At 70.5% G+C, this 23,248-nt stretch carries 21 protein-coding genes, 1 tRNA gene and 1 pseudogene; 5 read left to right on the top strand and 18 right to left on the bottom strand.

Going from position 1 to position 23,248, the window contains the following annotated elements:
* Positions 1–176: 176 nt before the first annotated feature.
* From MED15_RS12475 to MED15_RS12460, 4 genes are all read right to left on the bottom strand, one after another.
* Entirely contained in the window at positions 177–518 is a 342-nt protein-coding gene (locus MED15_RS12475; RefSeq protein WP_091397247.1) for a hypothetical protein, read from the bottom strand.
* A gap of 87 nt (positions 519–605) precedes the next feature.
* Positions 606–1,535 carry a sugar ABC transporter permease gene (locus tag MED15_RS12470; protein WP_112735671.1) on the bottom strand — a complete coding sequence of 310 codons (930 nt, stop codon included), beginning with the start codon at positions 1,533–1,535 and terminating at the stop codon, positions 606–608.
* Positions 1,532–3,172 carry an ABC transporter permease subunit gene (locus MED15_RS12465; protein WP_112602073.1) on the bottom strand — a complete coding sequence of 547 codons (1,641 nt, stop codon included), beginning with the start codon at positions 3,170–3,172 and terminating at the stop codon, positions 1,532–1,534. The genes MED15_RS12470 and MED15_RS12465 overlap by 4 nt, the downstream gene beginning before the upstream one ends.
* Entirely contained in the window at positions 3,172–4,422 is a 1,251-nt protein-coding gene (locus MED15_RS12460) for a sugar ABC transporter substrate-binding protein (RefSeq protein ID WP_112735669.1), read from the bottom strand. The genes MED15_RS12465 and MED15_RS12460 overlap by 1 nt, the downstream gene beginning before the upstream one ends.
* Positions 4,423–4,621: 199 nt before the next feature.
* Between MED15_RS12460 and MED15_RS12455 the strand changes: the two genes are divergently transcribed.
* The 3 genes from MED15_RS12455 (at position 4,622) to MED15_RS12445 (ending at position 7,914) form a co-directional block, all read left to right on the top strand.
* Positions 4,622–5,668, top strand: coding sequence for a LacI family DNA-binding transcriptional regulator (locus tag MED15_RS12455; protein ID WP_112581627.1), 1,047 nt, complete (start codon positions 4,622–4,624; stop codon positions 5,666–5,668).
* A gap of 32 nt (positions 5,669–5,700) precedes the next feature.
* The gene (locus tag MED15_RS12450; protein ID WP_112735667.1) at positions 5,701–7,335 is read left to right on the top strand and encodes a glycoside hydrolase family 13 protein; all 1,635 of its coding nucleotides are present in this window, start codon (positions 5,701–5,703) and stop codon (positions 7,333–7,335) included.
* Between the two features lie 207 nt (positions 7,336–7,542).
* A complete protein-coding gene (locus MED15_RS12445) occupies positions 7,543–7,914 on the top strand; it encodes a VOC family protein (protein WP_112735665.1) in 372 nt (123 codons plus the stop codon).
* Between the two features lie 4 nt (positions 7,915–7,918).
* Here the strand turns inward: MED15_RS12445 and MED15_RS12440 are convergent, their stop codons facing one another.
* The 6 genes and pseudogenes from MED15_RS12440 to MED15_RS12415 form a co-directional block, all read right to left on the bottom strand.
* Complete coding sequence (locus tag MED15_RS12440) at positions 7,919–8,356, bottom strand: hypothetical protein (protein ID WP_091394593.1); 438 nt, start codon at positions 8,354–8,356, stop codon at positions 7,919–7,921.
* A gap of 81 nt (positions 8,357–8,437) precedes the next feature.
* Entirely contained in the window at positions 8,438–8,824 is a 387-nt protein-coding gene (locus MED15_RS12435) for a GntR family transcriptional regulator (protein WP_112581630.1), read from the bottom strand.
* Positions 8,824–9,750, bottom strand: coding sequence for a YihY/virulence factor BrkB family protein (locus MED15_RS12430; protein ID WP_112581631.1), 927 nt, complete (start codon positions 9,748–9,750; stop codon positions 8,824–8,826). The genes MED15_RS12435 and MED15_RS12430 overlap by 1 nt, the downstream gene beginning before the upstream one ends.
* Before the next feature lie 109 nt (positions 9,751–9,859).
* Positions 9,860–10,387: a 2'-5' RNA ligase family protein gene (locus MED15_RS12425; RefSeq protein WP_091394601.1), complete on the bottom strand. Its 528-nt coding sequence runs from the start codon at positions 10,385–10,387 to the stop codon at positions 9,860–9,862.
* A 67-nt stretch (positions 10,388–10,454) separates the two neighbouring features.
* Positions 10,455–11,480: a tryptophan--tRNA ligase gene (trpS, locus tag MED15_RS12420; RefSeq protein ID WP_112673977.1), complete on the bottom strand. Its 1,026-nt coding sequence runs from the start codon at positions 11,478–11,480 to the stop codon at positions 10,455–10,457.
* A 219-nt stretch (positions 11,481–11,699) separates the two neighbouring features.
* A pseudogene (locus MED15_RS12415) lies at positions 11,700–12,614 on the bottom strand (hemolysin family protein); the annotation flags it as partial.
* A gap of 342 nt (positions 12,615–12,956) precedes the next feature.
* Between MED15_RS12415 and galE the strand changes: the two are divergent.
* Positions 12,957–13,886, top strand: coding sequence for a UDP-glucose 4-epimerase GalE (gene galE, locus MED15_RS12410; RefSeq protein WP_244220448.1), 930 nt, complete (start codon positions 12,957–12,959; stop codon positions 13,884–13,886).
* On the top strand, positions 13,883–15,052 hold the full coding sequence (gene galK, locus MED15_RS12405) for a galactokinase (RefSeq protein ID WP_112735661.1): 1,170 nt from the start codon (positions 13,883–13,885) through the stop codon (positions 15,050–15,052). Before galE ends, galK begins: the two co-directional genes overlap by 4 nt.
* A gap of 386 nt (positions 15,053–15,438) precedes the next feature.
* Here the strand turns inward: galK and MED15_RS12390 are convergent, their stop codons facing one another.
* The 8 genes from MED15_RS12390 to MED15_RS12355 all read right to left on the bottom strand — a co-directional run bounded on the left by MED15_RS12390 (position 15,439) and on the right by MED15_RS12355 (position 23,211).
* On the bottom strand, positions 15,439–16,692 hold the full coding sequence (locus MED15_RS12390) for a sulfate adenylyltransferase subunit 1 (protein WP_124863102.1): 1,254 nt from the start codon (positions 16,690–16,692) through the stop codon (positions 15,439–15,441).
* 74 nt (positions 16,693–16,766) lie between these two features.
* A complete protein-coding gene (cysD, locus tag MED15_RS12385; RefSeq protein WP_091394617.1) occupies positions 16,767–17,678 on the bottom strand; it encodes a sulfate adenylyltransferase subunit CysD in 912 nt (303 codons plus the stop codon).
* 75 nt (positions 17,679–17,753) lie between these two features.
* Positions 17,754–18,584, bottom strand: coding sequence for a 3'(2'),5'-bisphosphate nucleotidase CysQ (locus MED15_RS12380; protein WP_091394622.1), 831 nt, complete (start codon positions 18,582–18,584; stop codon positions 17,754–17,756).
* A 132-nt stretch (positions 18,585–18,716) separates the two neighbouring features.
* A complete protein-coding gene (pth, locus tag MED15_RS12375) occupies positions 18,717–19,307 on the bottom strand; it encodes an aminoacyl-tRNA hydrolase (protein ID WP_112605888.1) in 591 nt (196 codons plus the stop codon).
* A 94-nt stretch (positions 19,308–19,401) separates the two neighbouring features.
* Positions 19,402–20,097, bottom strand: a complete 696-nt coding sequence (locus MED15_RS12370) for a 50S ribosomal protein L25/general stress protein Ctc (protein ID WP_112581637.1) — start codon at positions 20,095–20,097, stop codon at positions 19,402–19,404.
* 333 nt (positions 20,098–20,430) lie between these two features.
* On the bottom strand, positions 20,431–21,411 hold the full coding sequence (locus tag MED15_RS12365) for a ribose-phosphate diphosphokinase (RefSeq protein ID WP_091394633.1): 981 nt from the start codon (positions 21,409–21,411) through the stop codon (positions 20,431–20,433).
* Positions 21,412–21,469: 58 nt separating this feature from the next.
* A complete protein-coding gene (glmU, locus tag MED15_RS12360) occupies positions 21,470–22,972 on the bottom strand; it encodes a bifunctional UDP-N-acetylglucosamine diphosphorylase/glucosamine-1-phosphate N-acetyltransferase GlmU (RefSeq protein ID WP_244220447.1) in 1,503 nt (500 codons plus the stop codon).
* A gap of 167 nt (positions 22,973–23,139) precedes the next feature.
* Positions 23,140–23,211, bottom strand: a tRNA-Gln gene (locus MED15_RS12355).
* Positions 23,212–23,248 lie beyond the last annotated feature (37 nt).

The raw sequence follows: 23,248 nt of genomic DNA, 5'->3' as shown, positions 1-23,248 counted from the left end.
GTTACGGACGGGAGCGTACGCCCGCGTCCACCCACCGGCCGACAATCGTGCACGACTGTTGAGCGCCTGTTACCCGGGTGTAACCCTTGCGTGGGGCAAGTCACTCTTCGTGCTGGTAAGCAAGCGCCACGGCGTCCGCAACGTCCGTTTTCTGGAGGCGTTTTCCTCCTCGGACGTTACCGCCAAAAGACCGCGACCGCCGCGTTGACCAGGGTCAGACCGACGATCGCGAGGAAATGACCGCGGTTGACCACGTCCCGCTTCCGGGAGAAGAAGACCATGACGAAGATCAGCAGCGCGATCACCAACTTCGTCACAAGTTTTGCCGGTGCCGGCTCGTCGCCGTCGCGCAGCGGCGCGGAGAGGCCGAGCCCGGTCAGCAACTGGATCACCGCGCCCCACAGCATGGCCGGGTTGATCCGCAGCCGACCGCTGGCGTACTGGGCGATCGAGCCACCGAGCAGCAGGGCGAACCCGATCAGATGGACGTAGAGGAGGATGAGTCGGAGAGCTTCCACGCCGCCCATCCTCCCCCATCAACGACACTTTGTAGTAGTGGGGTGGGCCGGTCGGCGCGTCCAGGCCGCCCGGCCACTGTCGACGACCTATCCCTTCACGGCGCCGGAGGTGAGGCCGGAGACGATGTACCGCTGAAGGAACTGGAAGACCAGCACCGTCGGGATCGCGGTCAGCAGGGTGCCGGCCGCGAAGATCCCGAAGTTGGTGTTCCGCTCGCCGCCCTGCAACATGCCCCGCATGCCGACCGCGAGGGTCTTGGCGTCCGTGTCGGTGAGGAAGACGCTCGCCATCAGGAACTCGTTGATGGTGTTGATGAAGGCGAGCAGTCCGGTCACCGCGAGGATCGGCGCCACCAACGGCAGCATGATCCGGAAGAAGACCTGGGCGTGTGAGGCGCCGTCCACGGTGGCCGACTCGTCCAGCTCCCGGGGCAGTGTGTCGAAGAAGCCCTTCATCAGCCAGGTGTTCACGCCCAGCGCGCCACCCAGGTAGAGCAGCAACAGACCCCACGGGGTGTTGAAGCCGATCGCCGGCCACAGGTCGGTGATCCTGCCGAAGATCAGGAAGATCGCAACGATCGCCAGAAACTGCGGGAACATCTGGATCAACAACAGTGACAGCAACCCCACCCGTCGCCCCTGGAACCGCATCCGGGAGAAGGCGTACGCCGCGAGCGCGGAGAGGAAGACCGAGGCGAACGCGGCCCCACCGGCGATGAGCAGCGAGTTCAGGAACCAGTCAGCGAACTCGGTGCGCGCGAACAGATTCCCGAAGTTCTCCAACGACACCCCGCCGGTCGGCACCAACTCGGTGGACGACAGGGTGCCGAGCGGATTGAGCGCCGCCGAGACGACGAACACGAGCGGAAAGAGACTGAACAGCACGCCGAAGAGGCCGACCAGGTGCCGCCAGCCAACCTCGGCGAACCATCGCTTCTTACGCTTGCCCGGGTTGCGGTTGACCGCCGCCGGTCCGTTCGCGCCGCCCGTGACGGCGGCGCCGGTGAGCATGGTCATGCGTACACCTCCTCCTGTTGCCGGGTCCGCCGGAAGCTGATCGCCGACACCACCGCGACGATGGCGAAGATGAACAGTGAGATGGCCGCGGCGAAGCCGAACTGTGCGGCCTGCCCGCCGAACGCCAGCCGGTAGGTGTAGGTGATCAGCAGGTCGGTGGCGCCGTTGCTGGGGTTGTCCGCCGGGAACGGCGCGCCCTCGGTGGTCAGGTAGATCGCGTTGAAGTTGTTGAAGTTGAACGCGAACGACGAGATCAGCAGCGGCGAGAGCGCGACCAGCAGAAGCGGCAGGGTGACCGCCCGGAACGACTGCCAGCGCGACGCCCCGTCGACCGAGGTGGCCTCCGTCAGCTCCCGTGGGATGGCCTGTAGTGCGCCGGTGGCCACCAGGAACATGTACGGGTAGCCGAGCCAGAGCTGCACCAGGATCACCGCGGCGCGGGCCGACCAGCCCTGCCCGAACCAGTCGACGCTGAGCCCGAACAGATTGTTGATCAGCCCGAAGTCGGTGTTGAACATGTCCCGCCAGACCAGCAGCATCGCGAAGGACGGCATGGCGTACGGCAGGATCAGCAACATCCGGTAGAGGTTGGTGCCCCGCATTCGGGGCGAGTGCAGCGCCAGGGCGATCAACATGCCGAGGATGAACGTGCCGCCGGTGGAGCCGATGGCGAAGGCGAAGTTCCAGATCAGCGTGCCGAGGAACGGCCCGGAGATCCGCTCGTCGGTGAGCACGCGGGTGAAGTTGGACAGCCCGACGTTCACCTTCCAACCCTGGGCCAGCCGCTCGCCGTCGGCGGCGACGAACGCGCCGACCTCGCCGTCCGCGGTCCAGGTCTTGCCGCTGTCGCTGTCCTTGACGCAGTCGCAGCCGGCGTCGTACGCCCGAACGGCCTTGCCCTCGTAGGCCCGGGACAGGCCGGACGAGCGCAGCGCGCCTCCGGCGGTCGGCACCACCAGGTCCGTGATGTCCTTGCTGCGGGCGCTGGCCTGGCCGAAGTTCAGCACCGTGTAGCCGTCGGCCGCGGTGACCTTCCCGCCGGGGCCGACGGTGGCCGCGCCGGGATCGAGCGGGCGCAGGCCTCCGGCGTCGCCGACGGAGACCGTGTCGGTTCCTGGCTTGGTGATCAGGAAGACCAGGGCGCCGGTGGCCGGGTCGCCCTTGGTGGCGACCGACAACGGGTACTGGGTGGACCCCGGGACCTGCTTGACCGAGGAGCTCTGGATCGCGACGATCGCGTCGTCCTTGCTGCCGCGGTGGCCGTCGCCGAAGTTGGTGAAGGCCGTGCTCGCGGTGTAGAGCACCGGCACGACCTGGAAGGCGATCAGGAAGAGCGTGCCGGGGATGAGGTACTTCGCCGGGACGTGCCGGCGGCCCAGGTACAGATAGAACAGTGCGGCGGTGGTCAGCACCAGCACCGCCAGCCCGACCCACTTCTCGGCCGCCACGAGCGGGAAGGCCGCCCAGATCGCGATCCCGGCCACCAGGCCGAGCAGGATCACCTTCGCGGCGAGGCCGGCCGCGGTGATCGGCGCGTGGTTCCGCGCGGTACGGGAGGTGCGCGGGGACCCGGTGCGGACGGGCCCCCGGCCCGGGGCCTGCTGGGCAGACTCCGGGCCGGACAGCGGTGTGCTCATTACTTGATCGAACCGGCGATCGTCTTACCGGCCGCGGTAACCGTGCTGGTGGGGTCGGCGCCGCCGATGACGGCAGCCTCGGCCTTGCCGAACGGGTCCCAGATCGCGGCCATGGCCGGGATGGCCGGGAGCACCTGGCCGTTCTTGCCGGCCTCGATGAACTTGGCCAGGTCCGGGTCGCTGCTCTTGACCTGGTCCAGCGCGGCGGTCAGCGCCGGCGGGCGCGGGTCGGCCTGGTAGAGCGCCATGGCCAGGTCCGGCTTGGTGACGTAGTTGGCGACGAACTCCTGGGCGAGAGCCTTGTTCTTGCCCTTGGCCGCCAGGTAGAAGGACTGGACGCCCACGAACGGCGCGGCCGCCTTGCCGCCGGCGAAGCCGGGTACGGCGGAGACGTCGTACTTGATGCCGGCCTTCTTCACGTCGGCGGTGGCCCACGGCCCGGAGACCAGGAAGGCGCACTTCTTGCCGGTGAAGGTGGCGGTCGAGTTGGTGTCGGCGATCGAGCGCTTCAGCACGCCCTCGCCCTTCTCGCCGAGCGCGGCGATCTTCTTGAACGCGGCGATCGACTCCGGCTTGCCCACGCCCAGGTCCTTCGGGTCGTAGTCGCCGTTCGCGGTGGTGCCGAAGAGGTAGCCGCCGGCCGAGGTGTACAGCGGGTAGATGTGGTACGCGTCGCCCTTCTGGCCGACCTGGAGGCAGAGCGTCTCGGTGACCTTCTTCTGGGCCTTGAGCTGCTTGCCGGTGGCGACCAGGTCCTCGATCGTCTTCGGTGCCTCGGGGGCCAGTTCGGTGTTGCGGATCAGCGCCAGGTTCTCCTGGGCATAGGGCACGCCGTAGAGCTGGCCGTTGAACGTGACGGCCTTGACGGCGGTCTCGTTGAAGGCGGTCTTCTGCTCGTCGGACAGCTGCACCGGGTCGATGGCACCGTTCTGGACGAGGTTGCCGATCCAGTCGTGCGCGCCGATCACCACGTCCGGGCCGCCGCCCTGGCTCGACACGGTCACGAAGTTGTTCTGGAGGTCCTCGTTCGGGACGGCCTGGACCTCGACGGTGACGCCGTTCTCCTGGCCGAACTTCTCGACGAACGGCTTGAGGGCGGCGGTCCGCTTGTCGTCCGCCCAGATCACCAGTTTGCCGCCGGCGGCCTTGGGGGTGTCCTTCGCGGCCGGCTCGTCGCTGTCGCCGCCGCAGCCTGAGGCGGCGAGCGCCAGGGCGAAGAGGGCGACCACACCCGCGGTACGGATGCGCATCGGTACTCCTGTCGTCATGGCGGGTCCGCCGGGGGAAGGGCGGCCCGCCAGTGGAAACCTCTGGAATTTCTTGCCAACCGGCGCATTGATGCTGCGCCGCTGCTCTCGCATGTTGCGGGGACGTTAGCAAGACGTTGCAAGTAATGGAAGGGCTTGCAGAGCACCCCGCAAGAACTTGCCGGTGGGCTAAAGTGCCGCCATGCGCGCTCGACTGTCCGACATCGCCCAGCAGGCCGAAGTCAGCGAGGCCACGGTGTCGCGGGTGCTCAACGACCGCCCCGGCGTGGCCCCCGAGACCCGGCAGGCCGTCCTCACCGCCCTCGACGTGCTCGGCTACGAGCGCCCAGCCCGGCTGCGTAAGCGCAGCGCCGGTCTGGTCGGCCTGGTGGTGCCGGAGCTGGACAACCCGATCTTCCCCGCCTTCGCCCAGGTCATCGAGTCCACACTGGCGCAGAGCGGCTTCACCCCGGTGCTCTGCACACAGACCGCCGGCGGCGTGACCGAGGACGAGTACGTGGAGATGCTGCTGGACCGGCAGGTCTCCGGGATCGTCTTCGTCTCCGGTCTGCACGCCGACACGGCCGCCAACCACGACCGCTACCGGGCGCTGCTCGCCCGGCCGTTGCCGGTCGTGATGATCAACGGGTACGTGCCCGGCATCGGGGCTCCCTTCGTCTCCTGCGACGACCGGGAGGCGGCCGAACTGGCCGTCGCCCACCTGGTCGCGCTCGGGCATCGACGGATCGGCCTGATCACCGGCCCGGACCGGTTCGTCCCAGTGCAGCGCAAGGTGGCTGCCTGGCGCTCCGCGATGACCCGGCTGGCCGGCGTCGCCGAGGCCGACCTGGGTCCGCTGGCCGAGCTCTCACTGTTCGGAGTGGAGGGTGGCGAGGCGGCGGCCGGCCGCCTGTTGGACCGCGGCGTCACCGGCGTGGTCTGCGGCTCCGACCTGATGGCGCTCGGCGCGATCCGGGCCGCCCGCCAACGCGGCCTCGACGTCCCCGACGGCCTCTCCGTGGTCGGCTACGACGACTCCCCGCTGATGGCCTTCACCGACCCGCCGCTGACCACCATGCGGCAGCCGGTCACCGCCATGGCGGTGGCCGCCGTCCGCGCCCTGGTGGACGAGATCAACGGGCACGGCGCCCCGCACTCGGAGTACCTGTTCCGTCCGGAGCTGGTGGTGCGTGGCTCCACAGCTGTCGCGCCGAGTTCCGCGCGCCTGTCTTACGCAAGATCTGCTTGACTCTTGCAGCGACGGGCCGGCATATTGCTCGAATGATCAGCACCACCACCCCGCCACATGCCACCGACGACGACTGGTGGCGCTCCGCAGTCGTCTATCAGGTGTACGTCCGCAGCTTCGCCGACAGCGACGGCGACGGCACCGGCGACCTCCAGGGCATCCGGCAGCGCCTGCCGTACCTGCGCGACCTCGGGGTGGACGCGCTCTGGCTGACCCCCTTCTACACCTCGCCGATGATCGACGGCGGGTACGACGTGGCCGACTACCGGGACGTCGACCCGATGTTCGGCACCCTCGCCGACTTCGACGCGATGATCACCGACGCGCACGCCCACGGCCTGCGGATCATCGTCGACCTGGTACCCAACCACACCTCCAGCGCGCACCACTGGTTCACCGCGGCGCTCGCCGCCGGCCCCGGCTCACCGGAGCGGGCCCGCTACCTCTTCGCCGACGGCCAGGGCGCGCACGGCGAGTTGCCCCCGAACGACTGGGAGAGCATCTTCGGCGGCCCCGCCTGGACCCGGATCGCTGACGGTCAGTGGTATCTGCACCTGTTCGACCCGTCGCAGCCGGACCTGAACTGGCGTCACCCGGAGGTCCGCGCCGAGTTCGAGGACGTGCTGCGGTTCTGGCTGGACCGGGGCGTCGACGGATTCCGCGTCGACGTGGCGCACGGCATGATCAAGGCGGAAGGGCTGCCGGACGTCGGCTTCAGCTCGATGACCACCGGCCAGCGCCAGGTCGAACTGCTCGGCAAGGGCCGGCTGCCGTACTTCGACCAGGACGAGGTACACGAGATCTACCGGGCCTGGCGGCCCATCCTGGACAGCTACCCGGGCGGTCGGATGGCGGTCGCCGAGGCGTGGGCCGAGACGCCACAGCGCCTGGCCCGCTACATCGGCCCGGACGAGCTGCACCAGGCGTTCAGCTTCGACTTCCTCGACGCCACCTGGTCGGCCGACTCGTTCCGCAAGGTGATCGACACCGCGCTGGCCGAGGCGACAGTCGTCGGAGCGCCGACCACCTGGGTGCTGTCCAACCACGACAAGCAGCGGCACGTCACCCGGTACGGCGACGGCGTCGAAGGGCTGCGCCGAGCCCGGGCCGCCAGCCTGCTGATGCTCGCCCTGCCCGGCTGTGCCTACCTCTACCAGGGCGAGGAACTGGGCCTGCCGGAGGTTCTCGACCTCCCCGACGAGCTGCGCCAGGATCCGGCGTTCCTGCGCACCGGCGAGAGCCGCGACGGCTGCCGGGTGCCCATCCCGTGGAGCGGCGAGCTGGCCCCGTACGGTTTCGGGCCGGCCGGCAGTGAGCTGAGCTGGCTACCCGCCCCGGCGCTCTGGCAGGCACTGTCCGTCACGGCGCAGACCGGCGTACCCGGCTCGACCCTGGAGCTGTACCGGACCGCGCTGCGAATCCGCCACGTTCATCCCGCGCTCGCCCTCGACGTCGACGGGGTCACCTGGCGGGAGAGCGAGCCGGGCGTGCTGGCCTTCTCCCGCACCTCCGGCTCGACAGTGCTGACCTGCGTGGTCAACTTCAGCGGCGCGCCGGTCCTGATCGACGGGTACGGTCAGCCGCTCGTCGCCAGCGACGAGCTCACCGAACAGGGCTCCGGTCAGCTGCTGCCAATTGACGCGGCAGTCTGGTTGGAACGACGCTGAACGGGTAACTCGTTCTCGACCTGGTCGTTCGTCGTGCCCCGCGCCGACGGGCGACTGGGCTACCGGCCCCTTGTGGTGGGGGGTGAGGTGCCACCGGCGCCGCGCGGAGTCCGCTCCGCGTGGCGCCGGTGTCCGTGTGCCGCCGGTGGTTAGATCCGCAGCTGTCTGGGGTACCGAATCGGGCACCATCACTACGGAGGTGACCCCATGGTGGTACGGATCGCCCAGTGCACGCTCGACGTCGAGGACCTGGACCTGATGGTCTCGTTCTGGTCCGCGGCGCTCGGCTACGAGGTCGAGAAGGGCGACGACGGCAGCGCCAAGCTCTGGCCGCCGGGGCAGCCGTCCGCCGCCGCGCCCACCGTGTGGTTGCAGGGCTCGGGCACCGCCAAGCGGGGCAAGAACCGGCTGCACCTCGACCTGGTCGCGGACACCGACCCCCAGTCCGAGGTACAGCGGCTGCTGAGCCTCGGCGCGCGGCAGGTCGACGTCGGGCAGACCGGAGCCGAACAGTTCACGGTGCTCGCCGACCCCGAGGGCAACGAGTTCTGCGTGCTGGACCGCGCGCCGACCCGCTGACGTCTCACTTCGCGGTGAGCAACGCCGCGATCCGGGTGAAGCCGGCGCGTACCTCGGCCTCGTCCGGCGGTTCGGCGGGCTCACCGTGGCCGGCCTCGTCGGCTGCCGCGTCCAGCTCCTCGTCGATCACGTCCTCGAAGTCCCCGTACAGGTCGGCGCCCTCCACCTGGCGGGCCTCGTCCTCGGCGGCAACCTGCGCGGCGGCGATCTCGCTGCGGATCTCGTCGGCGGACAGCGCCGGCAGCAACGGCTCCACCACCGCCATCAGCTGCTCCTCGGCCACCACCGCCTCGGCCAGGGCCAACGCGTGCGGTCGCTCGTACGGCCCGCAGACCACCGGCTCCCACTCGTCGAGATCACCGAGCGGACCGAAAGTGATGATCCATGGCAGGCCGAGGAGCGGTGAGTCCGCCGGCAGGTCCAGTGTCATGAGTGCGCCCACCGGCTCATCATGGTCCGCGAACGCGAGCGACGACGCCATTCTGCTCAGTTATCGCCCGTCTGACTGTCGATCGGCGGCCGGTCAGCCGGGGCGGACCGCGTCCAGGGCGGCGCGGACCAGGGCGAGCGCGGTGGCCGGCGGCACGCCGAGCCGGGCCGCCTCCGCCGCGTAGCCGGCTGCCGCCCGCTGCAACCGGTCGACGGCGTCGTCCCGCCCGGGAGCGACGAAGGTGCCGTTGCGCCCCCGGGTCTCCAGCAGCCCGGCCGTCTCCAGCTCCCGGTACGCGCGGGCCACCGTGTTCGCGGCCAATCGCAGGTCGGCAGCGAGCTGCCGGACGGTGGGCAGTCGGCTGCCCACCGGCAACCGGCCGTCGCCGATCAGCTCGGCGAGCTGCACGCGCACCTGCTCGTACGGGGGTACCGACGAGTCCTGGTCGACCGAGATCAGCACCTGCGCGCCTTCCGTCATCAGCCCGCACCGCCCGGCGTACCGGGGTCGATGCCCTCGTCGACATCCTTCGGTGCGGCGGGGGTCTCCGCCAGGTCCACCACTCGGCCGTTGGTGCTGGTCGCCAGGAGCGCCGCGCCGAACAGCACCAACTGGTTGAGCAGGTAGAGGTAGAGCAGCAGACCGACGGCGCCGGCCACCACCGTGTACGCCGGGTTCCGCTCGGTCCGCACCACGTAGTACCGCCCGACGGTGTTCAGCAGCGTGATGCCGACCGCCACCAGCACCACCACCGGGCGCAGCCGGGACCGGCTCATCCGCAGCCGGGGCACGGCCAGCAGCAACGCGGTGGCGAGCACGGTGTTGACCAGCACGCTGAGCACCGCGCTGATGGTGGTCAGACCCACCGACCCGGTGCTACGCAGCAGGAAACGCAGCAGCGACTCCAAGGCGTCCACCGCCGCGACCGAGACGCCGAGCAGCACGAAGACGCCGATCATCACGCCCAGGTCTACGAGCCGCCGCACCACCAGATTGCCCGGCTGCTGGTTGAGCTGGTACATCAACCGCTGCGAGGACCGGATGGCCTCGACCCAACCGATCCCGGTGAAGACCAGGATGACCAGGCCGACCACACCGACAGTGCCGCTGGAGTTGGCGATCTGCTCGGCGTCCAGGAACGGCAGATTCTCCTTGAGGAAGTCGGCCGCCGCCGCGCTGACCTCGTCGTTGTCCTCCAGGATCGCCCCGAAGATGGAGAACGCGACCAGGGCGAGGGCGAACACGGCGAAGAAGCCGTAGTAGGCGATGGCGGCTGCCAGTCGGCCGGCCAGCACCTCGCCGTACAGCACCCCGGCCCGCCACACATGATCGAAGAGCCCCGACCGGTGGCGCGCGGCGCTCACCCAGCGGTCGATGCCCGCCTCGATCCGGCCGATCACGTTCACGCGATCATCCTCGCCGATCTCCCACCGCTGTAGTGGCAACCGGCTCCCGATGCTCGCCGGCCGGCGCGTCGCCGATGCTTCAGGTGCTGGCGGTTCGGTTGCCGGCGCTTCAGTTGCCGAGGCAGAAGTCCCGACGCGGCTGCCACCTGGCCTGCCCGCTGTGCGAGAAGAGGGTGAACCCGTCGACCTCGAACATCGCGGAGAAGTCGGCCAGATCCTCGTACACCTTGTCCAGAGCCTCCGGCGCCACGTCCTGAGCCACTGTGACGTGCGGATGGTACGGGAACCGAAGCTCGCGGTGCAGGCCCGGCGCCGCGGCGATGGCCGCGGCCAGCAGTTCGCACTCACTGATCCCGGCGGCCACCGCGACGAACACCACCTGGGTGACCGGACGGAACGTGCCGGTGCCCCGCAGGTGCAGCGTGAACGGCAGGTGCGCGGCGGCGACGGCGGCCAGGTGCCGCTCGACCGCCGGCAGGTTGGCCGTCCGGATCTCGGTGGGCCCGAGCAACGTCACGTGCGCGGGCACCGCCAGCGGATCACCGGCCTCGACCCGCCGCCGGGTGAGCAGGGCACCCCACGGCTCGGGGATGTCCACCGCGATGCCGATCTGGATGGTGTCGCCGGTCGGCGGCATCCCGCCACTGCGATCCACGCTTCGCGCCGCCCCTCCGACCACCGAGCCGTCCACCTGTACCGCGGAGCTACTCGCCGCGCACGGGCGGGAAGAACCCGACCCGCTCGTACGCGGACCGCAGGGTCGTCGCGGCCACCGCACGGGCCTTCTCCGCGCCGGCCGCGAGCAGCTTGTCCAACTGCGCCGGATCGTCGAGGTAGCCGCGGGTGCGCTCCTGGATCGGCCGGACGAAGTCCGTCACCACCTCGGCCAGCTCCTTCTTCAGATCGCCGTAGCCACGGCCCGCGTACGCGGCCACCAGCTCGTCGATGCTGCGGCCGCTGAGCGCCGAGTAGATGGTCAACAGGTTGGACACACCCGGCTTGGTCTCGGCGTCGAAGACGATCTCCCGACCGGTGTCGGTCACCGCCGAACGGATCTTCTTCGCGGACCGGGCCGGATCGTCGAGCAGGTCGATGATGCCGGCCGGCGAGGACGACGACTTCGACATCTTCGCGGTCGGGTCCTGCAGGTCGGTGATCTTGGCAGTGTCCTTGACGATGTGCGGCGCGGGCACCGTGAAGGTCGCGCCGAACAGCGAGTTGAAGCGCTGGGCCAGATCCCGGGAGAGCTCCAGGTGCTGGCGCTGGTCCTCACCGACCGGGACCGCGTTGGCCTGGTAGAGCAGGATGTCGGCGGCCTGGAGAACCGGATAGGTGAACAGCCCGACGCTGGCCCGCTCGTTACCCTGCTTCTGCGACTTGTCCTTGAACTGGGTCATCCGGCTGGCCTCGCCGAAGCCGGTGATGCAGCCGAGCACCCAGGCCAGCTGCGGGTGCTCGGGCACCTGCGACTGGACGAACAGGGTGCTGCGTTCCGGGTCGAGCCCGACCGCGAAGAGCTGGGCCGCGGCCACCCGGGTCCGCTGGCGCAGCACCGCCGGATCGTGGCCCGCGGTGATGGCGTGCAGGTCCACCACGCAGTAGAACGCGTCGTGGGTGTCCTGTAGAGCCACCCAGTGCCGGACCGCGCCGAGATAGTTGCCGAGGTGGAACGAGTCGGCTGTCGGCTGGATGCCGGAGAAGACGCGGGGCCGGGCGGGAACGTCGGACATGGCGATAATTCTGTCAGCAAGCAACCCGGTCCGTCATGACGGGCCGGCGGGTCGGCTCCGGCCCGCCGGTGCCGGGGTGCTGACCTCGCCTGCTTCGCCCGCGCCGACCCGGCGCGTCGGCCCGACCGCGACCCGGCGGTGCTGCCCCGCCATCGCCTCCCGGGCAGGCTCGGGGCCACCGCCCGCCGAGGCCGACGCGGCGTCGTACTCGCGGCGCCGCCCGGTGCTCTGCTCGCGGTCCGGCTCGGTGCTCTGCTCGCGGCGCTGCTCGGTGCGGACGGCGGAGACGGCGATCTGGGCCACCCGGCGGCCGTCCAACGTGAGCACCCGCAGCAGCCAGCCCGCCGGCAGCTCGGGCGGATCGGGCGCGCCCACCTCGGCGGGCTCACCCGGCACCGGCACCTCGTCGCCGGTCACCGGGAGCCGGCCCAGCGCGGCCATGACGAACCCGCCCACCGTCTCGTAAGGTCCGGCGGGTAGTGCCACCCCGGTCCGCTCGGCGAAGTCAGCGAGGTTGAGGCGGCCGTCCACCACGGCGGGCAGGCCGGCGTGCACCGGGTCTGGGGTGTCGTCGTACTCGTCGTGGATCTCGCCGATCAACTCCTCGATGAGGTCCTCCAGGGTGACGATCCCGGCCGTGCCGCCGTACTCGTCGACCACCACCGCGAGGTGCTGGCCCTCCCGGCGCATCTCGGTCAGCGCGGCGAGCACCCGTTTGCTGCCCGGGAGCCGCTTCACCTCCCGGGCCAACTCGCCGACGGTGACGCACGGGTCGGCGTCCGGGCGCAGCAGTACGTCACGGAGGTGCACGAAGCCGACCACGTCGTCGTGCGTGCCGTCGGTGACCGGGTAACGGGTGTGCGTTTCGGCGCGGACCAGTCGGGCGGCTTCGACGATGGTCAGCCGCGCCGGGAGGAAGACCACCTCGGTGCGCGGCATCATCACCTCGCGGATCAGACTGGCACCGGCCACCAGGACCTCGTCGATGATCCGCCGCTCGTCCGGGTCGAGCACAGTGTTCGCCGCGACCAGGTCCCGCAGATCGGCCTCGGAGATGTGCTCCCGGCCGGCCGTCGGACCGGTCCCGAGCAGATCGGTGACGAGTCGGGTGGCGCCATCCGCGGCGCGCACCAGCACCCGGGCGACGGCCCGGGCGAGCGGGCCAGGGTCGCGGCGGGGACGTGCCCGCGCGTGTCGCCGGAGCCCGGTACGGGCCGCTTCCCGCATGACAGAGATGGTAGACACCGTGGGCCCACCGCACCGGGGATCACGCGGAGCGGCGGAGAGATGTTCGGCTCTGTTTAATCATGAGAGATTATGATGGAATGGGGTTGACGGTGGCGACGGCGAGAGCGCCGGCCACCGCCCTAGTGTGATCACCGAAGGGCCACGTCCCGGGCGGGCCAGGCAGGAGGCAACGACGTGAAACTGCTCGTCACCGGGGGCGCCGGCTTCATCGGGAGCGTGGTGACCCGGATGCTGCTCGACGCGGGTCACCAGGTGGTCATCCTGGACGACCTGCGCACCGGCCACCGCGAGGCCCTCGCCCCGGACGCCACCCACGTGGAGGCGTCCATCCACGACGCCGCCCAGGTCATCACCGCGGACGCCGGGTTCGACGGAGTGCTGCACTTCGCCGCCCTGATCGCCGCCGGCGAGTCGATGGTCAAGCCGGAGCTGTACTGGCACAACAACACCATCGGCACGCTCGCGCTGATCGACGCGGTCCGGGCCGCCGGGGTGCCCCGGATGGTCTTCTCCTCCACCGCCGCCGTCTACGGCAACCCCACCGAGCTGCCCATCACCGAAAACGCGGTCAAGGCACCCACCAACACGTACGGCGCCACCAAACTCGCCGTCGACATGGCACTCACCTCCGAGGCGATCGCGCACGGGCTGGCCGCCGTGTCGCTGCGCTACTTCAACGTGGCCGGCGCCTACCTCGACGGCGACATCACGCTCGGGGAGCGGCACGACCCGGAGACGCACCTGATCCCGATCGCGCTGGAGGTCGCCGCCGGCCGGCGGGAGAAGCTCCAGCTCTTCGGGGACGACTACCCCACAGTGGACGGCACCTGCGTCCGCGACTACATCCACGTCGCCGACCTGGCCCGCGCGCATCTGCTGGCGCTGGGCGCGGCCACCGGCGGCCAGCACCGCATCTACAACCTGGGCAACGGCAACGGCTTCACCAACCGGCAGGTCGTCGACGTGGTCCGCGAGGTCACCGGGCACCAACTGCCCGTCGAGGTCGCGCCGCGCCGCGAGGGCGACCCGGCCGAGTTGGTCGCGTCCTCCGCGCTGGCCCGCGAGGAGCTGGGCTGGGTGCCGCAGAAGCCGACCCTGCACGACATGGTCGGGGATGCCTGGGCGTTCTACCGCACGCACATCCTGGGGCAGTCATGACCCACCCGAGCAGTGACGTCGCCGAGCGGGCTGCGGCCGGCTTCTTCGCGCAGTTCGGCGTCGAGGCCTCCGGCCGCTGGGCGGCCCCCGGGCGGGTCAACCTGATCGGTGAGCACACCGACTACAACGAAGGCTTCGTGCTGCCGTTCGCGCTGCCGATGCGTACCGTCGTCGCGGCCGACCGGCAGGACGGGGAGCATTGGACGGCCTGGTCCGAGCTCTCCGGCGAGGCGATCACCTTCGGCGCGGACGACGTCGCCGAGCCGGGTCGGGTCACCGGCTGGGGCGCGTACGTCGCGGGTGTGGTCTGGGCGCTGCGCGAGGCCGGTCACCCGGTGCCGGGTGCCCGGCTGGCGATCGCCTCCGACGTGCCGCTGGGCGCCGGGCTCTCCTCCTCGGCCGCGCTGGAGTCGGCCGTGCTTGCTGCCCTGCTCGACCTCGGCGAGTTGGAGCTCGCCCCGGAACTGCAACCCCGGCTGGCGCAACGGGCGGAGAACGTCTACGTGGGCGCGCCGACCGGGATCATGGACCAGTCCGCGGCCATCCGCTGCCGCGCTGGGCACGCCCTTTTCCTGGACTGCCGCGACGAGTCGGTCGAGCACATCCCGTTCGACCTGGACGCCGACGGGCTGGCGGTGCTGGTCATCGACAGCCGGGCACCGCACCGCCACGCCGACGGGGAGTACGCGGCCCGCCGCCGCTCCTGCGAGGCCGGGGCCAGTGCGCTCGGCGTTGCCGCCCTGCGCGACGTGGGCGTCGACCAGCTCGACGCCGCATTGGCGCGGCTCGACGACGAGGAGACCCGGCGACGGGTCCGGCACGTGGTGACCGAGGACCAGCGCGTACTGGACACGGTGGCGCTGCTCCGCGCCGCCCGGGTCCGCGACATCGGCCCGCTTCTGACGGCCTCCCACGTCTCGATGCGCGACGACTTCGAGATCACCGTGCCGGAGATCGACACGGCGGTCGAGGCGGCGTTGGCGGCTGGTGCGCTGGGTGCCCGGATGACCGGCGGCGGCTTCGGCGGCTGCGTGCTCGCGCTGATCGAGGCCGACCGTGCCGACGCGGTAGCCGCCGCCGTGACCGACGCGTACGCGCAACGGGGTTTCGCCGCCCCCGGCACCGCGACGGTCCTCCCCTCCCCCGGCGCCACCCGCCTGCCCTAACCCACCCCACCCCACCCCCCACCCACCCCACCCCCACCGCCACCCCACCCCCGCGGTGATCAAGGGGTTTGCGTCAACTCGAGCCCGAATCCTGACGCAAACCCCTTGATCACCGGTCAGGGGCCGGGAGCCGGCGGGGCCGGGCGTGGGCCGAGGGCCGGGCGTGGGCCGAGGGCCGGGCGTGGGCCGAGGGCCGGGCGAGGGCCGGAGGCCGGGCGCAGACGGCGATGGAGATCGTGCTTGTTCATGGATGTAGTGGCCTCGTCAACGGGCGAGGCCACTACATCCTGGATCGAGCGCGATCTTGCGCGCGGGCGCGGGCGCGGGGCGGGCGGCCGAGCCGCCGGCGGCGGGCAAACCGGCGAGCCGCGGGCGGCGGGTTGGGGTTAGCTGGCTTCGACGATCATGGCGGCACCTACCGTGCGGTTGGTCGCCTCGTCGATGATGACGAAGCCGCCGGTGGTGCGATTACGGCGGTACTCGTCGGCCAGCAGCGGCACCGTCGTGCGCAGTCGCACCCGGCCGATCTCGTTGAGCCGTAGTTCGTCTGCGGACTCGTCGCGGTGCAGAGAGTTGATGTCCAGCCGGTAGTGCAGCCCGCGCACGATCGCCCGTGCCGACCGGGTGGTGTGCTTGATCGCGTACCGGCCGCCGACCCGTAGCGGAGCAGTCTCGTCCATCCAGCAGACCATCGCCTCGATGTCCTGGGCCACCGCCGGCGCGTTGTTCGGCCGGCAGATCAGGTCACCTCGCGAGATGTCGATCTCGTCGGCCAGTCGTACCGTCACCGACATCGGCGGGAACGCCTCCGGGACCGGTCCGTCGGCGGTCTCCACGGCGGCGATCCGGCTGGTGAAGCCGGAGGGCAGCACCATCACCTCGTCACCCGGCTTCAGCACGCCCGAGGCGACCTGGCCGGCGTAGCCGCGGTAGTCGGTGACCGTGGTGGACTGCGGACGGATCACGTACTGGACCGGGAACCGGACGTCGACCAGGTTGCGGTCGCTGGCGATGTGCACCCGCTCCAGGTGGTGCAGCAGCGACGGGCCCTCGTACCAGGGCATGTTGTCCGACCGGGTGACGATGTTGTCGCCGCGCAAAGCGGAGACCGGCACCACGGTCAGGTCCGGTACGTCGAGCTTCGCCGCGAACGCGGTGAACTCGTCGGCGATCCGCTCGTAGACCTCCTGCGACCAGTCGACCAGGTCCATCTTGTTGACACAGAGGACCAGGTGCGGCACCCGCAGCAGGGAGCAGAGGAACGCATGCCGGCGGGACTGCTCGACGAGGCCCTTGCGCGCGTCGACCAGGATCAACGCCAGGTCGGCGGTCGATGCCCCGGTGACCATGTTGCGGGTGTACTGGATGTGGCCTGGCGTGTCGGCGATGATGAACTTGCGCCGGGGGGTGGCGAAGTACCGGTACGCCACGTCGATGGTGATGCCCTGCTCCCGCTCGGCACGCAGGCCGTCGGTGAGCAACGCCAGGTTGGTGTATTCGTCACCGCGGGCCGCGCTGACCGCCTCCACGGCGGCCAACTGGTCGGTGAAGAGCGACTTGGTGTCGTAGAGCAGCCGCCCGATCAGGGTCGACTTCCCGTCGTCCACACTGCCTGCGGTGGCGAACCGCAGCAGGTCCATCGGCCGGGCCTCCGGCCCGGCCCCGGTAACAGCCCGCGCCTCCGCATTCGCGGACGCCACGATCTCGGTGCTCATCAGAAGTAGCCCTCCCGCTTGCGATCCTCCATGGCGGCCTCACTGACCCGGTCGTCGCCACGGGTGGCGCCGCGCTCGGTGATCCGAGTGGCCGCCACCTCCTCGATGACCTTCTCCACGGTGTCCGCGTCGGAACGGACCGCGGCGGTGCAGGAGGCGTCGCCGACGGTGCGGTAGCGCACCTGCGCCTTGAACCGCTCCTCGCCCGCGCGGGGCCGGAAGAACTCGTTGACGGCGTAGAACATGCCGTCCCGCTCGATCACCTCGCGCTCGTGCGCGTAGTAGATCGACGGCAGCGGGATGCGTTCCCGGGCGATGTAGTGCCAGACGTCCAGCTCGGTCCAGTTGGACAGCGGGAAGACCCGGATCGACTCGCCCGGGTGGTGCCGGCCGTTGTACAGCGACCACAGCTCCGGCCGCTGGTTCTTCGGGTCCCACTGACCGAACTCGTCGCGGAAGCTGAACACCCGCTCCTTCGCCCGCGCCTTCTCCTCGTCCCGGCGGGCGCCACCGAACAGCGCGTCGAAGCGGTGCTTCTCCACCGCGTCCAGCAGCACCGGTGTCTGGATCCGGTTGCGCATGCCGTCACCGGACTCGCGGACCATGCCGCTGGCCAGGGCCTCCGGCACGCTCGCCACCACGAGTTGCAACCCCAGCTCGGCGACCCGTTGGTCGCGGTATTCCAGGACCTCGGGGAAGTTGTGCCCGGTGTCGACGTGCATGACCGGGAAGGGGACGTTGGCCGGGGCGAACGCCTTCTGCGCGAGCCGCAGCATGACGATCGAGTCCTTGCCACCGGAGAAGAGCATCACCGGGCGTTCCATCTCGGCGACCACCTCGCGCATCACGAAGATGCTCTCCGCTTCCAAGGCGTCCAGGTGGGAGACCTGGTACGCCGCGGGGGTGGTCATGACACCGGCTCGATTCGCTCGCTCATCCGATTTCCAGACCTTTCCGGTCGGGCATGTCAAGAAAGTTCGCTCAGGCTACCCGGAATGTTTCTGCAGCGCTGCAAGCAACCGGGTGGCGAGATCCTTGCGGCAGACCAGGAGGTCGGGCAGCCGCGGATCCGCCTCGTTGTATTTCAGCGCAGAACCGTCGATCCGGGAAGCGTGCAGTCCGGTGGCCGTCGCCACAGCGATCGGGGCCGCCGAGTCCCACTCGTACTGCCCACCTGCGTGGATGTACGCGTCCACCTCGCCGGTGACCACGGCGGCGATTTTCGCTCCGGCCGAGCCCATCGGCACCAGGTGCGCCCCGACGTCCTCGGCCAGATCGGTCAGGAACACCGGCGGCCGGCTCCGGCTCGCGGCCAGGCGAATTTTCCGCTCGCCGGCCGTCGCCGCCTCCACGGTCATCGGCGGGTACGCCGGCGGGTAGTCAGTGCCCAGCACCCGGTGCTGCGCCGGCAACCCCACCGCCCCGGCGACCAGCCCGTGCGGGCTCGGCGCGTTGCGCGCCCAGAGCGCCACGTGCACCGCCCAGTCCGAGCGGCCCTCCTCGGAGAACTCGCGGGTGCCGTCCAACGGGTCGACGATCCACACCCGGTCCGCGTTCAGCCGCGACACCGCTCCGGTGTTCACCTCCGCGGCCCAGGCCAACCGCGACCCCTCGTCCTCCTCGGAGAGCACCGCGTCACCCGGACGCCACTTCGCCAACTCCGTGCGGATCAGGTCGTGCGACACCTTGTCCCCGGCCGACTTCAGCGCGCCGGCGTCGGCGAAACCCATCTCCGTGCGCAGGTCGAGCAGCGCCTGCCCGGCCCGGGACGCCAACCATCGGGCGAACGCGCCATCGATCATCGGAGGACTGCTCATCTGTCCGCTCCCGTCGCCTCGCCGCGCTGCCCACACGGGCCGATCCGCCGCGACTCGCGTCGCCGGTCGCGGCACGCTGAAAGGCGCAGACTACCGGCCCGCCGTTTCCGATTCGGGTACGCCCCGCCCGGCTCAGCCGCCGTGGTAGAGGTTCTGGGTCGGCTCCACGCCCTTGGTGATCACCGACTCCACCATGTCGGCGGCCCGGTCCACCAGGAAATCCAGCTCCTTGCGCTCAGCCGCGCCAAAATCCGACAGCACATAATCCGCCGGATCCTGTCGCCCCGGCGGTCGGCCAACGCCGAACCGCACCCGGGCGTAGTCCTTGGTCCCCAACGACTTCGACATCGAACGCAGGCCGTTGTGCCCGCCCTCGCCGCCGCCGAACTTGACCCGCACCTGGCCGAAGCCGATGTCCAGCTCGTCATGCACCGCGATCACCTGCGCGGTCGGCACCTTGTAGAACTGTGCCAACGCCGCGACCGGCCCGCCGGAGAGGTTCATGTACGTCAGTGGCTTGACCAGCACCAGCTTCGGGCCACCGAACCCCAGCCGCGCCTCGGCCACCTCCGCCACCGCCCGCTTGTGCCGGCCGAAACGCGCACTCACCCGCCCGGCCAGCAGCTCGGCCACCATGAACCCGACGTTGTGCCGGTTGCCGGCGTACTCCCGACCCGGGTTTCCCAGGCCGACCACCAGCCACGGCCCCGTCTCATCCGTCACGACCCGTCCCTTCCGACGCCCATCCCACCGACTCCCGATATGCCGACAGGCGCCCCCGAACATCCGGGGACGCCTGTCGCACAGTACGAACCGATCAGGCCTCGGTGCGCGCCTCGGTCGTCTCGGCGCCCTCGGCCGGGGCGGCGTCCGCGCCCTCGGAGCCCTCGGTGGTCTCGCCGACCTCGGCCTCGGCCTCGTCGGTGGCAGCCTCGACCTCGGGCAGCGTCGCCTCGAGCTGCTCGGCGGTCGGGGCGGCGGTCACCGACGCGACGGTCAGCTCCGAGTCGACGGCCAGCTCGACGCCGGTCGGCAGCTCGACATCGCCGGCGGTCACCAGGGTGCCCGCCTCCAGGCCCTCGATCGACGCCTCGAGGTGGTCCGGAACCTTGGTGGCGTCCGCGGTCACCGAGAGGGTGTCGTGGTCGTGCACGATCAGGGTGTCCCGGGCGGCCTCGCCGGTCAGCTGGACCGGGACCTCGACGGTGACCTTCTCGCCCCGGCGGACCAGGATCAGGTCGACGTGCTCGAAGGTGTCGCGGATCGGGTCACGCTGGATCGCCTTCGGCAGCGCCAGCACCTGGGTGCCGTCGGCGATGTCGATCGCGAAGAGCTGGTTGGCACCGCCCTTGCGGATCGCGGCGGCGAACTCCCGCGACGGCAGCGCGATGTGCTTGGGCTTCTCGCCGTGGCCGTACAGCACGGCGGGCACCTTGCCGGCCCGGCGGGTACGGCGGGCACCACCCTTGCCGAACTCGGTACGGGGCTCGGCGCTGATCTTTACCTCGGACACGGGGAAACTCCTGATGCTTTTCGCTGCGGCGGCTTGTCGTCTAACGGTGCTGGGGCGAGGGGCTCGCTGGGGCTCATGCGTCATGAACGACTGCCCGGAGCACCGCGTCGATGACGGTGCCTCCGTGCGGCGCTTTTCAGCGGCCCGCCGGGCACCCTCGCCGTGGCAACCGCACCAGTCTACCCGAGCTGTTTCCAGGGTTTCCGGCAGTCCCCGATCACGGCTCAAGACCGGCGCGTCGGTGGTGCTCCCACCAGCGCGCCGGCCCCGTTTCCACCAGTTTGCCAGCCCCGCCCCCGCCAGCGGGTCGAGTGGCGGAAACGGGGCTCAGGCTCAGCTCAGGCCACCGAAGAGGGTGGTCACCGAGCCGTCGTCGAAGACCTCCCGGATCGCCCGCGCCAGCAGCGGCGCGATCGACAGAACGGTGAGCTTGTCCAGCTGCTTCTCCGGCGGGAGCGGCAGGGTGTTCGTCACCACGATCTCGCTGATCGAGCTGTTCTTCAGCCGCTCGGTGGCCGGGTCGGACAGCAGCGCGTGGGTGGACGCGACCACGATCTCCGCCGCGCCCGACTCCTTGAGGATGTCCGCCGCCTTGGCGATGGTGCCCCCGGTGTCGATCATGTCGTCGACGATCAGGCAGACCCGGCCCTCCACCTCGCCGACGACCCGGTTCGCCACGACCTGGTTCGGCTTCATCGGGTCACGGGTCTTGTGGATGAACGCCAGCGGGCAGCCGCCCAGCCGGTCGGTCCACCGCTCGGCCACCCGCACCCGGCCCGAATCCGGTGCCACCACGGTCATCGGCCGGCCGGCGTACTTGTGCTCGACGTACTCGGCCAGGATGTCCATCGCGAAGAGGTGGTCCACCGGGCCGTCGAAGAAGCCCTGGATCTGCGCGGTGTGCAGGTCGACGGTGAGGATGCGGTTCGCGCCGGCGGTCTTCAGCAGGTCTGCCACAAGGCGGGCCGAGATCGGCTCCCGACCACGGTGCTTCTTGTCCTGGCGGGCGTACGGGTAGAACGGCAGCACCACGGTGATCCGCTTGGCCGACCCCCGCTTCAGCGCGTCCACCATGATCAGGGTCTCCATGACCCAGGTGTTCACCCCGTGCGTGACGGACTGCACCACGAAGGCGTCCGAACCACGTACCGAGTCCTTGAACCGTACGAAGAGCTCGCCGTTGGCGAACTCGTACGCGTCGGCCGGCGTCGGCGCGACGCCGAGCACCTCGCCGATCTCCTTGGCCAACTCCGGAAAGCCACGTCCGGAAAAGAGCATCAGGCTTTTGCGGTTTTCGGCGACGATGCTGCCCATGGGCCCGTCTGCTCCCGTTATGTCGGCGGTACCCGACCCGGTGGTGGTGGGTCAGGGACTATTCGGTTGCAGTATCTCCCGCGCCGGATGCGCCGCCCACCGTCTCGGCCGCCCCGTGGATTGCCTCACTGTGGCTTGCGGCACCGGTCGTACCGGACGCACCCTTCGCGTCGCCGACCGGCTGCGCATCCTTCGCGTCGCGGGCCCGCTGCGCCGCCTCCGCCGCGGCAGTGCCGGCGCGCCGCATGACCACCCAGCCCTCGATGTTGCGCTGGCGCGCCCGGGCGACGCCCATCGCCCCGGCCGGCACGTCGTCGACGATCACCGAGCCAGCCGCCGTGTACGCCCCGTCGCCCACCTCGACCGGTGCCACGAACATGTTGTCCGCACCGGTCCGCGCGTGGCTGCCGATCACCGTGCGGTGCTTGTTGACCCCGTCGTAGTTCACGAAGACCGACGCGGCGCCGATGTTGGTCTGCTCGCCGATCGTCGCGTCGCCGACGTACGTCAGGTGCGGCACCTTCGCGCCGGCGCCGATCTGCGAGTTCTTCACCTCGACGAACGTGCCGACCTTCGCCTTCTCGGCCAACTGGGCGGCCGGCCGCAGGTACGCGTACGGCCCGACGGTCGCGCCCGCGCCCACCTCGGCGCCGACGGCGTGGCTGCGGATCACCGACGCGGCGGGGCCGACGATCGTGTCGATCAGGGTGACGTCCGGCCCGATCAGCGCGCCCGCGCCGACCACCGTGCCGCCGCGCAACTGGGTGTTCTGGTCGACCACCGCGTCCCGGTCCAGCGCGACCGTCACGTCGATCCAGGTGGTGGCGGGGTCGAGCAGGCTCACCCCGGTGCGCATCCACGCCTCGTTGATCCGGTCGCGCAGCAGGCGACGCAGCGTGGCCAGCTCCACCCGGTCGTTGCAGCCCAACGTCTCGACGTGGTCCGCGGCGACGTGCACCGCCACCGGCTCGCCGGCGGAACGGAGCAGACCGAAGACGTCGGTCAGGTACTCCTCGCCCTGGTCGTTGTCGGTGGAGAGCTTGCCCAGCGCCTCGCGCAGCCGCATCGCGTCGAACGCGTAGATGCCGGCGTTGATCTCCCGGATCGCGCGCTGCGTCGTGTCGGCGTCGCGTTCCTCGACGATCTGCTCCAGGCGGCCGTCGGCGTCCCGCACGATCCGCCCGAGGCCGGTCGGGTCGGGCACCTCGGCGGCCAGCACGGTGGCCGCCGCGGCGGCCTCCTCGTGCGCGGTCACCAGCGCGCCCACCGTCTCGGGTCGCAGCAGGGGCACGTCACCGTTGATCACCACGACGGTGCCGGCACCGTCCGGTACGGCCTCCAGCGCGATCCGTACGGCATGCCCGGTGCCGAGCTGCTCGGCCTGGAGCACCGGAGTGGCGTCCGGGGCGACCTCGGACAGGTGCGCCCGCACCTGGTCGGCGCCGTGCCCCACCACGACGACGGTGCGCTCTGCGCCCAACGGGGCCGCGGCGCTCAGCACGTGACCGAGGAGCGTCCGCCCGAGCAGGGGGTGCAGCACCTTGGGCAGTGTCGACTTCATCCGCTTGCCCTCACCGGCGGCAAGTACGACGACGGTACGGAGGTGGGGCTGGGGCACGACGTGGCTCCCGTCGGGACGGCGGACACTCTCGCGGCCATGCTAGCCGCGAGGCCCGGCACGTTCCCCTCTTACCCCCACCGGACCCTAAAACGGACGCAGGTGGGCAGCTCGGCCGCCAGGGTTCGAACCTGAAATACGGGTACCAAAGACCCGGGTGTTGCCAATTACACCACGGCCGATCAGCGACGTGAGCACGTCGCACGAGGGATGGACATC

It is taken from the genome of Micromonospora noduli, assembly GCF_003264475.1.
Taxonomy (GTDB): domain Bacteria; phylum Actinomycetota; class Actinomycetes; order Mycobacteriales; family Micromonosporaceae; genus Micromonospora; species Micromonospora noduli.
Note: the sequence above shows the minus strand (reverse complement) of the source record. Positions and strands in the feature narration are given on the sequence as shown.

Excerpts from the sequence above, each read along its gene's own strand:
- MED15_RS12465 (WP_112602073.1), bottom strand. The coding sequence starts at position 3,172 with ATGAGCACACCGCTGTCCGGCCCGGAGTCTGCCCAGCAGGCCCCGGGC.
- galE (WP_244220448.1), top strand. The coding sequence starts at position 12,957 with ATGCTGCTCGACGCGGGTCACCAGGTGGTCATCCTGGACGACCTGCGC.
- galK (WP_112735661.1), top strand. The coding sequence starts at position 13,883 with ATGACCCACCCGAGCAGTGACGTCGCCGAGCGGGCTGCGGCCGGCTTC.
- MED15_RS12365 (WP_091394633.1), bottom strand. The coding sequence starts at position 21,411 with ATGGGCAGCATCGTCGCCGAAAACCGCAAAAGCCTGATGCTCTTTTCC.
- MED15_RS12450 (WP_112735667.1), top strand. The coding sequence starts at position 5,701 with ATGATCAGCACCACCACCCCGCCACATGCCACCGACGACGACTGGTGG.
- MED15_RS12425 (WP_091394601.1), bottom strand. The coding sequence starts at position 10,387 with ATGCCGCCGACCGGCGACACCATCCAGATCGGCATCGCGGTGGACATC.
- glmU (WP_244220447.1), bottom strand. The coding sequence starts at position 22,972 with ATGAAGTCGACACTGCCCAAGGTGCTGCACCCCCTGCTCGGGCGGACG.
- cysD (WP_091394617.1), bottom strand. The coding sequence starts at position 17,678 with ATGACCACCCCCGCGGCGTACCAGGTCTCCCACCTGGACGCCTTGGAA.
- MED15_RS12390 (WP_124863102.1), bottom strand. The coding sequence starts at position 16,692 with ATGGACCTGCTGCGGTTCGCCACCGCAGGCAGTGTGGACGACGGGAAG.
- MED15_RS12470 (WP_112735671.1), bottom strand. The coding sequence starts at position 1,535 with ATGACCATGCTCACCGGCGCCGCCGTCACGGGCGGCGCGAACGGACCG.
- MED15_RS12460 (WP_112735669.1), bottom strand. The coding sequence starts at position 4,422 with ATGCGCATCCGTACCGCGGGTGTGGTCGCCCTCTTCGCCCTGGCGCTC.
- MED15_RS12445 (WP_112735665.1), top strand. The coding sequence starts at position 7,543 with ATGGTGGTACGGATCGCCCAGTGCACGCTCGACGTCGAGGACCTGGAC.
- MED15_RS12455 (WP_112581627.1), top strand. The coding sequence starts at position 4,622 with ATGCGCGCTCGACTGTCCGACATCGCCCAGCAGGCCGAAGTCAGCGAG.
- MED15_RS12435 (WP_112581630.1), bottom strand. The coding sequence starts at position 8,824 with ATGACGGAAGGCGCGCAGGTGCTGATCTCGGTCGACCAGGACTCGTCG.
- trpS (WP_112673977.1), bottom strand. The coding sequence starts at position 11,480 with ATGTCCGACGTTCCCGCCCGGCCCCGCGTCTTCTCCGGCATCCAGCCG.
- MED15_RS12380 (WP_091394622.1), bottom strand. The coding sequence starts at position 18,584 with ATGAGCAGTCCTCCGATGATCGATGGCGCGTTCGCCCGATGGTTGGCG.